Source organism: Gemmiger sp., assembly GCF_057431175.1.
Window position 1 is genome coordinate 16,932 of record NZ_DBMDDV010000037.1, and the last position, 10,725, is coordinate 27,656.

General features: G+C 53.6%; 8 protein-coding genes and 1 tRNA gene. 3 read left to right on the forward strand and 6 right to left on the reverse strand.

The genetic code is table 11. The annotated features are described in order from the left end of the window. Positions 1 to 114 precede the first annotated feature (114 nt). Positions 115 to 1,470: an MATE family efflux transporter gene (locus ACZO0A_RS11455; RefSeq protein ID WP_215693523.1), complete on the forward strand. Its 1,356-nt coding sequence runs from the start codon at positions 115 to 117 to the stop codon at positions 1,468 to 1,470. A 63-nt stretch (positions 1,471 to 1,533) separates the two neighbouring features. Here ACZO0A_RS11455 and rnr read toward each other — a convergent pair whose 3' ends face one another. The 5 genes from rnr to ACZO0A_RS11480 all read right to left on the reverse strand — a co-directional run bounded on the left by rnr (position 1,534) and on the right by ACZO0A_RS11480 (position 8,277). Further along, the gene (rnr, locus tag ACZO0A_RS11460; RefSeq protein WP_215693525.1) at positions 1,534 to 3,660 is read right to left on the reverse strand and encodes a ribonuclease R; all 2,127 of its coding nucleotides are present in this window, start codon (positions 3,658 to 3,660) and stop codon (positions 1,534 to 1,536) included. Positions 3,661 to 3,816: 156 nt separating this feature from the next. Beyond that, on the reverse strand, positions 3,817 to 4,065 hold the full coding sequence (gene secG / locus ACZO0A_RS11465; protein ID WP_215693527.1) for a preprotein translocase subunit SecG: 249 nt from the start codon (positions 4,063 to 4,065) through the stop codon (positions 3,817 to 3,819). Positions 4,066 to 4,185: 120 nt separating this feature from the next. After that, positions 4,186 to 5,160: a choloylglycine hydrolase gene (gene bsh / locus ACZO0A_RS11470; protein ID WP_417344452.1), complete on the reverse strand. Its 975-nt coding sequence runs from the start codon at positions 5,158 to 5,160 to the stop codon at positions 4,186 to 4,188. A gap of 164 nt (positions 5,161 to 5,324) precedes the next feature. Further along, positions 5,325 to 7,283 carry an LPXTG cell wall anchor domain-containing protein gene (locus ACZO0A_RS11475; RefSeq protein WP_486846351.1) on the reverse strand — a complete coding sequence of 653 codons (1,959 nt, stop codon included), beginning with the start codon at positions 7,281 to 7,283 and terminating at the stop codon, positions 5,325 to 5,327. Between the two features lie 199 nt (positions 7,284 to 7,482). Beyond that, the gene (locus ACZO0A_RS11480; protein ID WP_302377362.1) at positions 7,483 to 8,277 is read right to left on the reverse strand and encodes a YveK family protein; all 795 of its coding nucleotides are present in this window, start codon (positions 8,275 to 8,277) and stop codon (positions 7,483 to 7,485) included. Between the two features lie 236 nt (positions 8,278 to 8,513). Here ACZO0A_RS11480 and ACZO0A_RS11485 point away from each other — a divergent pair. Further along, a tRNA-Arg gene (locus tag ACZO0A_RS11485) sits at positions 8,514 to 8,590 on the forward strand. Positions 8,591 to 9,028: 438 nt separating this feature from the next. Here ACZO0A_RS11485 and ACZO0A_RS11490 read toward each other — a convergent pair. After that, on the reverse strand, positions 9,029 to 10,075 hold the full coding sequence (locus tag ACZO0A_RS11490) for a hypothetical protein (protein ID WP_486846352.1): 1,047 nt from the start codon (positions 10,073 to 10,075) through the stop codon (positions 9,029 to 9,031). A gap of 288 nt (positions 10,076 to 10,363) precedes the next feature. On the opposite strand from ACZO0A_RS11490, the gene ACZO0A_RS11495 reads away from it, so the two are divergent. Beyond that, on the forward strand, positions 10,364 to 10,725 hold a 362-nt coding region (locus tag ACZO0A_RS11495), incomplete at its 3' end, for a tyrosine-type recombinase/integrase (RefSeq protein ID WP_486846353.1).

Below are 10,725 nucleotides of genomic sequence, written 5' to 3' on the forward strand. Positions count from 1 at the left end.
AACGCTGCCGTTACAATGTTTTACGCTATATTTTGAACAAGTGTCAAAACGTTGATTTCGTATAAATTTTGCGGTATAATAACGGTAAAATCCAAGAAAAAAAGGAGTAATTTCATGGCAGCCGCTGCAAAGCCGCAAGCGCCGCTCTTCACCAAGCGGGCGCTTTTTACCCTGATCTGGCCCCTGCTGCTGGAGCAGACCCTCAGCGTGACCATGGGCATGGCCGATACACTGATGGTCTCCGGCGTGGGCGAAGCCGCTGTTTCCAGCGTTTCACTGGTGGACAGCCTAAATATTTTGATTATTCAAATTCTGTCTGCCCTGGCCACCGGCGGCGCGGTCATTGCCAGCCAATACCTGGGCCGCAAGGACGAAGAAAATGCCAGCCATAGCGCCGCCCAGCTGTACAGCGTGCTGGGCATTTCCACCATCACGGTGGGCGTTGTCTGTATGCTGCTCTCCCGCCCGATTCTGCGCGGCGTGTTTGGCAGCATCGACGACGACGTCATGCGGTTTGCCCAGCAGTATTTCCTCATCAGTGCGGTGTCGTATCCCTTCATCGGGCTGTACAACGGCGGCGCGGCGCTGTTCCGGGCGCAGGGCAACAGCCGCATCAGTATGCTGGCAAGCCTGGTCATGAACATCATCAACATCGCAGGCAACGCCATTTTAATTTACGGTTTCCGCATGGGCGTTATCGGCGCGGCGCTGGCAACACTGATTGGCCGTGTGTTCGCCGCCGTGTTCATCCTGTGGCAGAACCAGAATATGCACAACCCGCTGCGGGTCCAGCACCTCGCCGACCTGCGCCCCCGGCGCGAGCCGATCATGAAGGTGCTGTCCATCGGTATCCCCTCGGGGCTTGAAAATGGTATGTTCCAGATCGGCAAGCTCTGCGTCAGCAGCCTGACGTCCACCCTGGGCACCTCGGCCATTGCGGCCAACGCAGTGGCGAACTCCGTTTCGACGCTGGCGAACATTCCCGGCGCGACGATGAGCCTAGCGACGATTCCCGTCATCGGCCAATGTCTGGGCGCGGGCGAGAAAAAGCAGGCCCAGCGCTACACCATGACCCTGATGGGCGTTGCCATAACCGGCCTGGCGCTGGCCAACCTGGCGCTGTTCATCCTGATGCCCGAGGTCGTGACCTGGTTCAGCCTCTCGGCTGAGGCCTCGACGATGTGTACCCATGTGGTCCACTGGTTCAATCTGTTCAGCGTGTTCTTCTGGGCAACGAGCTTTACCCTGCCCAACGCCCTGCGCGCGGGCGGCGATGCCAAGTACACGATGACGGTCAGCATCATCAGTATGTGGCTGTTCCGCGTGATTTTGAGCTATGTTTTCGTCTTGCAGTTCCACATGGGCCTGACCGGCGTCTGGTTCGGTATGTTCATCGACTGGATCTGCCGCAGCCTGTGCTTCGGCGTGCGGTTCTTCCGTGGGAAGTGGATGGAACATAAAGTGATATAAGCCACAAAAAATCTCCCTGCCCGGCGTGGACAGGGAGATTTTTTATTTCATAAGGGTGAAACCTTACTCCACCATATACTCAAAATCAATGCGGCCCAGCGCCACATCGGCGGCGGCGACCTGAATCTTCATGGAGGAACCCAGCATCCAGCTTTTGCCGGTCAGGGGGTCCAGCATACTCACGCCGTCGATGACCTGCGGCTCGCCCTTGCAGAGCTGGGCGGCGGGCACAAAGCCCTCGACCGTGTTGTCCAGCTCGACAAAAACGCCGCGCGGGGTGATGCCCGCTACCGTGCCAGTGTAGACCTCGCCCAGATGGCCGTGCATATACTCGGCCTTGTACAGATCCTCAACGTCGCGCTCGATACGCACGGCAGCGACTTCCTGCTTGCTGGACTTCTCGCTGGCCTGCTGGGCAAACTCATTAAAGTCCTTCTGCAGCTGGCTGGCCGATGCGCCGGTGAGCATTTCGCTCAGAATACGATGGATAGCCAAATCCGGGTAACGGCGGATGGGGCTGGTAAAGTGGGCGTAGTCCGCCAGCACCAGGCCGTAGTGGCCCAGGGGCTGCGGGGCGTAGCGGGCCTTCTGCATACTGCGCAGGATGCCAGTGTGCACAGGGATTTGAATGGGCTGGTCGCGGGTCTCGTCCAGCAGGGCGGCCAGCTCCAGCTGCGTCGGGATGGGGTTCTTGAACTTGGCGTTCAGGCCGCAGGCCAGCAGTGTGGCGGACAGCTTTTCCATCTTCTCGGCATCGGGAGCCTCGTGTACACGGTAGACAAAGGGCACCTTGTTCGTGCGGCCCGCGTTGGCGGCGCACTGGTTCGCCAGCAGCATGAACTCCTCGATCATGCACTCGGAGGTGCCGCGGTCGCGCTTGACGATGTCCACACAGCGGCCGTTCTCGTCCATGACAAGCTTTGCCTCGTTGGACTCGATGTCCATGCCGCCGCGGGCCTTGCGCAGCACAAGGCGCTTGCGGTACAGCTCATCCATGGTGGGCAGCTGGTCCAGCACGGCGGCGTACTTGGTCTGCAAGTCGGTCAGGTCTGCACCCTCTTCCGGCTCAAGCAGGGCGTTGATTTCTTTATACACACCTTTGACGCGGCTGCAAATCACACTCTTGACAAACTTGTAGCTGCGGATCTCACCGTTCTCGTCCAGACGCATCAGGCAGGAGAACGCCAGACGGTCCTCGCCCTCGTTCAGCGAGCAGATACCGTTGGACAGCTGGGTCGGCAGCATCGGGATGACCTTGTCGGCGTAGTAAATGCTCGTTGCGCGCTCAAAGGCTTCCTCGTCCAAGGCGGAACCGGGGCGCACATAATGGCTGACGTCGGCAATGTGGACGCCCAGCTCGTAGCCGTCGTCCAGCTTTTGCAGGCTGATGGCATCGTCGATGTCCTTCGTCTCAGCGGAGTCGATGGTGAAGATGGGGATGCCGCGCAGGTCCAGCCGCTTCGCAGCCTCGGTCGGGTCAATCGTGGCGTCGTCATAGGCGTGGGCCTCTTCCAGCACCTCGGGCGGGAACTCGAGCCGGACGTTGCGGCCGTACAGAATGGCCTTGGCGCACTCGGAGGCGTAGTCGGAGGAGCCGAACTTCTCGACGACGGCGGCGCGGTGGTCGCTGTGGCGGTTGCCGCGGTGGGTAATGAGGAAACCGACCTTGTCGCCCAGGTGGACGCCCTCGCTCCCCTGTTTTGCCAGCAGGAACTTCACATCGCGGCAGCCGTCCGGCTCAACGGCCAGGCGGCCATCCTCAGACAGGCAGACCGTACCGGCAAAGCGGTTGTTGGGCACGGTGACTTCGACGACCTCCCCCTCAGAGGAACCCTCCACGCGGGGATGGTCGAACAGCTTGACGTTGATCTTGTCCTGGGGCATCGCGCCATGCAGTGCGCGGCCCGGGATGAAGATATCGCCTTCGCCGTCGTCGCGGCTGGCAAAGCCGAAGCGGGCCGCCAGCTTGACCAGCGTGCAGGGGATGGTCTCGGGGGCATTGGCATTCACATAGGTGGCAAAACCCGGGGCATAGGTGCCGTTGCGCATCGACAGCTCGCCGGTGGCGACCATGGCGGACACGCTGGTGCGCAGGCGGGAATTATCCACCTGCAAATTGTTCTGCAGCTCGCGCAGCGTCATGGGGCGGCGCTTGACGGCGTTTAAAATGTTTTTCTGTAACGGTGTCATGTGTACTCCTTTAATTTACGTCGCACCGCCGTCCGGCGGTGCCCTACCAGTTTGACTTCTTTATATACTTTCACAAAAAACGGCCCGCCGGGGCGCTGCCTGCAAAGGCCTAAAGCGCTTGGCGGACCCTTTTGTTTTGTGCTTACCCTGCCAAAATCACAGGCGTGCGCTGAGGACGCAGACGACCAGCGTGACGACAAAGAAAACAATGCCGCAGACCTTGGTCAGCTTGGCCAGCTTGGCGTCCACGCCGCGCTCACGGCCAGCAGCCATCGTGGCGGAGCTTTCGCCCATGATCGCGCCAGACAGACCCTGGCCCTTCTGCTCCTGAGCGAGGGTAAAGACGATGATCAAAACGGATACGACGACGAGGACGACGCCGAGAGCGATCTCATACCAGTTCATTGATTAGCACTCCTTCTATTTCTATCCACGCCGCCATGACGTGAAAAGTCTCATGCACCGTACAGTATAGCATAGATTCCTGTACGATGCAAGCGCTTTTTTCACGTTTTGTGCGTAAAATCAGTTTTGCAGCGCAATTTGTTCGCCCTGCACCAGCGGGTAGCGGGTCAGCTTGGTGCTGTCCAGGTTTTCCCGGTGCATATCCACAGCGGTGATCTGGTGGTTGCCGTAGGTCGTGTAGTAATAAATGCCTTTGTCGGCGTTGCAGCAGCTGGTGTAGAGGGTGATCTCATACTTGCCGTCGTCCAGCTCACAGCAGCCGCGCTGCTGTTCGACCGAGTGCAGGATGTGGAAGAACTGGTTGACACTCTCGGCCTCGCCGCTGCCGGATTTGGCGTTCATACGCACAAAGGCCGCACGGACAAAGCGGGACTGGCTGGACAGGTCGCCCGGCAGGCCCAGCCCGCCCAGGCCGCGGCTGTACGCGTTCAGGTCCAGTCCCTCGGCAAAGGTACTGGCGGGTGTGCGGGGCGACAGGGCACGGTAGTTGTTCAGCGCAAAAAGCTGCTGCGGGAACGGCGGATTGTTTGTCAGCACGCCCACCGGGTCATCATAAATGTGCAGGCCGTCGGCGGTGGATTCCACCACGACGCTGCCGGTCTTGTCGGCAATCAGCCAATGCAGCTGGGCCAGGGGCAGCTGGTCACTGAATGGAATATTGACGATGTTTGTCTTTTCCAGCAGCGTGCGGGCCTCGGCCAGGGTGGCGCAGCTGCCCAGCAGCCAGGGGATCAATTCAAACTGTGTGACGTTGTTTTTACCCTCAGCCGCCGGATGGTAGACCGCGTTACCCACAAAGTTCAGCCCCGCAATACCGAGGCCCTTCTCATTGACAGCGTCGTAATACAGCGGGTACTCCCCCGCCACGTAGGCCATGCCGATCATGGCGTATTTCGTGCGGAAATTCCCCATGCAGCGCAGGGCAAACGGATAGGCACGCGGCGTGACCGTGACCTCGTCGCCGTAGGAAAATTCATAGTCCAGATTGCGGCCAAAGTAGAAATCTTCGGTTTTATACGTTGCAGCGGTACACATACGGAACGCCCCTTTTGTTGGTTGTAGTTTTGTTGTAGGGGGGCGATGCAAGCATCCGCCCCTACATAGTATAGGGTAGTGTACCACGTCGGCAAGGAATAATCCACCGGGAAATTGTAAACAAATGACGGCAGGGGTGTTTCCTGCCGCCATTTGGCTGTATATTACTGTTTTGCTTTTTTGGATGCCGCCATACCCAGGTATGCGCCGCCGCTCAACAGGAGCAGCGCGAACAGCAGCGTGACACTGCTGTTATCCCCCGTCTGGGGAATCGTGGACACTGCCTTCGGGGTGGGCGCGGGGGTAGGTGCCGCCGTCGGCTGCGGGGTGGCCGTTGCCTGCACCGTAACTGCGGGTGCCGCCGTAGCAGCGGGCTTCTCGGTCGGAGCCGGGGTGGCAGTGGGCTGTTCTGTGGGCGCAGGGGTCGGGGTAGCTGCCTCCTGCGGTTTCAGCTTGGCCGTCACAATCTGCTCTTTGGTAATTTCAGTCGCAGCGGTAGCGTCGCTGTAATACTTGCCGCAGCCCTCGCAGTACCAATATTCAATGTTGCCCTCGGCCTCGGTGGTAGCTGCCTTGGCCTCCACATGGGTGAGCGCCGTGTGGTTTGCGGGGTCAAGGTCGCCGTAGGGCGTCTGGCAGACGTCGCACGTTGCAGGTTTCGCGCAGGTGGCCTTGCCGCCGGAATGGCTGTTGCAGACGAGCGCGCCGCCCTCGCTGGAGAAGCCGCCCTCGACCGTGACCGTGCCATTGTTCGTGAAGGTGTTGCCCGCACCGACCGACAGGGACGTGCCTTCCGGGATGACGAGCGTCTTGCCTGCGTCCAGCGTTGTATTGCCAAGCAGGGTCGCGTTGCCGATGACCGTGCCGGAGTTGCCGTTGAAAAGAACGCTGTCGGTGATGCCGCCGTCGTAACTTTCACTACCGCTCGTCTCGATCCAAGAATTATTCATCGCGGTCTCGTTCTGCGCGCCAATCGCAAAATCGGCGTCGTCCGGCGAGGCCGCTTTTACAGTGCTGCCTTCGATTGTAACTTTGTTGCGAGAATAAATCGCCGCATCGGCAGTCGAGGCCGCTTCGACCTGACTGCTCGTGATAGAAAGTTCCCCACCGCTCATCAGCGCAGGCCAATAGCCAGAAGCCTTTACCGTTGCACCGTTGGAGATTGTCAATGTGCCGCTTGCAAAGATACCATTGCTGCCCTTGCTGTCTGCGGTGACTGTTCCGCCGGAAATTTCGACACTGCCCCATGTGCTGATTGCCACATCATATGCTGTCGCCTTGATTTCGGCCTTATCCTTTACGGTTATATCTCCGTCGGATGTAATGGCACAGCCTACATATTTGCCACTACCGGCTTTCCCCTGCGCTTCCAAGTAGCTGTTATTCTGCAACAAAATTGGTGCCGCTTGGAAAATTTCCAAGCCATTCACCGAGGACGGCGACGGTGCATCCATGTCGTCTTGCAGGCAATACAGCTTTGCGTTATCCTTCAGCGTCAAAGAATGCGTTGTATCGCCAGACTTACCGCCAACTTGTAGTGCCGCGTATGTTCCATTGCCTTTGTACGTTACATTCGCGCTACCATCCAGCACACAAGGTCCGTTCCACTCGCTAGGATTTCCTGCTGGGTTCGTCACGATAATCGTAGTATCCGTAATGTGCAATGCACTGGGCATATAGGTTGTTTTCTGCCCCACGCTAACATAGCTCGCATTCAGCGTTCCTGCACCCTTGATCGTCAGGTCATTCGCGGTCACTTTGCTGATTGTATTGACCGTATTTTCCGGAATATCCAGCACCATCTTAACCGGACTGTTTTGAACGATAATGCCGCCGCTTACGGTCACACCATTTGCGCGGATATAGAATGCCTGTTCTATATCTGCCGCATTATTGCTTCCCCAAATCCAGATTGGCTTACTCGTTGTTCCTGTGAGTTCATAAATTACGTCTCTCTTGCGGAGTCTGATTTCACTATCACTAATCTGGTAATCGTCGTTATCTACGTTACCCCCCCCCACGTCGATGGTGACAGTCGGCATGTCGTCTGCAAACGCCGCCATCGGGACGAAGCAGAGCACCATGCAGAGCGCCACCAGGATGCTCAACACATACTTTTTCATGATTTTCTCCTTTAAATATTTGCCGTTCGATTTGCCGCCAGAAACTTTTCCTCATTTCCGCAGTATTTTAAGCACTTTTAACTATACGCCCCCATCCAAAATTTGTCAAGAAATGCACAGAAATCAAACATCCGCGCAAAAATCGTACAAAAAAGCGCACCGGCTTACCGCCGATGCGCTTGCAGACTATGCTATAAAATCAGTTTTTCTTTTCTTCTTCCTGTTTGGCGGCCTCGTGTGCCTTGTAGGCAATGCCCAGTTCACGCACGGCGACAATCAGAATCGCAACGACCAGGAAGATGGCGGCCATCGTGAGGGCGGAAGCTGCCGCGCCTGCGGCCTCGCTCTTCTCCTTTTTGCCCTCGCTGGCCGGGGAAACGATGCTGATGGTGGCGTAGTTGGTAGCGCTGTCCATCGCCTTGATGCCGGTATCCACGATGGTCTCGCAGATGCTCTGGCAGCGCTCTGCATCGTCATCGGTCACCGAAACATTGATGGTCTGCGTGTCGCTGGGAACCGTCACGGTAATATTCTCGCGCAGATTGTCCACCTTGGTATTGACGGCGTCCTCGTTCTCCACATCGATATCCTCGCTGTCCAGCGCGTACTGCTTGGCGATGGGCGCAATGACAGAGTCGCTGGAAACGATCTGCGAGAAGGAGTTTGCCAGCATACTGATCTTGGAGGACTCGTTCATATCGTTACTAGTGTCGATCACATCACGGTTCAGGTCAACGAACAGCAACGCCGTGGAGGTATATTTCTCTTCCTTAAATACCTTGGCCTTGACAAAGCCGACCACACCGCCGAGCACAAAGAACACCAGCAGCAGCGCAATGTAGCGCTTTGCAATCAGCAGGCTTTTTTTGCAAAGGGTGATGATGTCATAAATGTCCATTTCATCGTCATCGTCGTTCTCATAGCGGACGTAGACGTAGTTGCGGTCGGTCAGCTTCTCCTGGGCGGCGTCCTTGCGGTTCATTTCCTCTGCCATAAACTCTATATCCTTTCCGTGTTGTGTGCATACGAATATAGTTTATAATAACACATTTCCCGTCAAAAATCAACCGCGTTTGGCCAATCACTACTTGATTTTTGGCAGAGAAATCGATATAATAATAAAGTATCCGTATATTTCCGGGGAAAATGTCTCAGTAGCGCAGCCGGATAGGGCACACGTACCCTAAGCGGTTGTTCAATCCTCACTATTTACAATTTCATTTGATATACGCGCCAATAGCTCAGCTGGATAGAGCGTCCCCCTCCTAAGGGGAAGGCCGGGGGTTCGAATCCCTTTTGGCGCGCCAGATAATAACGCCGAAAGCCTTTGTTTTCAAGGGTTTTCGGCTTTTTATTGAGCAGTAAAAGAAAAAATAATCAAGCTTCGCTTGGAGAGGTTTTTCTCTTTTATTGCTGCAAGGTGTTCTTCTCGTACAGGGCGATAGCAAACTCAAGCATCCATTTTCCGGCTGAATCAGAAGCCACTTCCTCAAAGCGTTCTGAAAACAGCGGAAAAAATTCTGATTTTTCTCAAGAAAACGGCCCACTCACCTGCCACAATTCAGAATTTTGCGGGAAGATGAGGCAATAAAAAAGATCCACAACCTAAGTTGCGGATCCTTTTGTCTGAGTGTGATAAAAAAGATACCCTATTATGGAATGGCTTTAACTTCGCTTAAAGCCATTCTCTCTAATGTTTTTCAAAAGCACTTCTTTATTTTGATTCTATAAGAACATTTTTTCTTTTATTGTAATAAATGCGCTTCCTCATATTTACCTAATCGTTTAAACGCTTTTCCCTCGATTTGAATCTTATGATTACATGAGGCATCTAATCCCTCGATGATATTTATGAGTTCTTGGCTGTTCAACGTAATAGCAGTAATAATTTGAAACGGGCCTTTGATCTCCAGTGCTGATTCAATAAAACTCTTCATATCTTCTGGCACTATGCTTTGCTGTGCGGGCTCATCAAAAATAATAACTCCAGGATGATTACCTTGCTTCTCGACTGAAACCTGTAGGAGTGCCATTGTAAAAGCCCAAATCACACGAATTCCATCGCTCGCAGAAGAATCAAACTTCATATCAAACCCATCAATAGTTGGCAAAAGCGATGAGTTCATCGAAATATCAATCCCATTAAAGTTTGACAAGCTTCTATAATGGTACTTCTTTAGATTTTCAATGAAATACTTCTTTAAAAGGGAAATCTTTTCCACATCTAATTCTGAGATAACCTTCCGTGGCAATTTTCCTTTTTGGTCAAGGTACTCATTCCATTTGCCAGACAGTGCCTTCAATTGTTCAATTTGAGAAGTAATTGTATCCCTCAATTTCGATAGGCTCGAAACACGTGTGTTAATTTCTATGCGTTTAAACATGATCGTCTCGGAGGTCTCTGTGTCTACCGTAGTATACAAGTCTGACCGCAACGCATATGCCAAACGTCGTAACGACTGAAGTCTAGCTTCTAAGTCATTTTTTTCTCTGACAAATCTTTCTCGCTCCTCTTTGCGGCTTCCTAATGTAAATTCCAACATCTTTTTTTGCTCTTTAAGATGTCTTATATTTTCTTCTATACTCATAAAACCGTTTACGGTTTCTGCATCAAGCAAATTGTCTTGAATGTGCTGCCTGCAAACAGGGCAAATATTGGCTGATATACTTTCTTCCGCTGTCTCAGAGCCAAATTTTTGGAGCCGCGCAGCGTCATTATTATTTCGGATGTCCGAATCTGTAAATAACAAGTTCTCCTTTAAATGCTCAATTTCTTCATCATAACACGCCAAACTTTTATCAACTTCGTGTAAACGATTCTCGAAGGTAATTATTTGCGCTTGCGTCTTTGAAAGTTCAGTGTTTAATGCTTCAAAATTATCGTTTACCTTTGGCTTCAGACTCCGTAGCCCATCATACTTAGCCTTAAGCGATTAATTAGATCTTAGCCAAATCGAAAGTATCCTTGCATCTGTTGACCGTGAAAGTCCACAAGGAAAACGCGATTATCTTCTCGAAACCAACGACTTGCTGCGCTGAAGTCATTTGCGAAATATGTACAAATTGAATGCCCGGATGAAATGATTCTGTGTCAGCGCATTCTTTCAATTGACAGCAAAAAAGCAGCAAAGCCGACGGTTCAATATTTGAGTAACCAGCAAACCGATATTCTAATGGAACAGCCTGATATTTCCACGCCAAAAGGTCGCAGAGACCTGGCGATGATTCTTCTCCTTTACGATTCAGCTGCACGAGTGCAGGAACTTTGCGATTTAAGAATCTGCGATATCCGAATAGATTCACTACCGGTTGTACATTTATTAGGGAAGGGGCGAAAAAGTCGAGATGTTCCGCTTACCAAACCGTGTGCACAGGTATTGCGCCAATACATTTGTGAGAACCATCTTGATATACCAGAACGCCGCAATGACCAGCTGTTTAC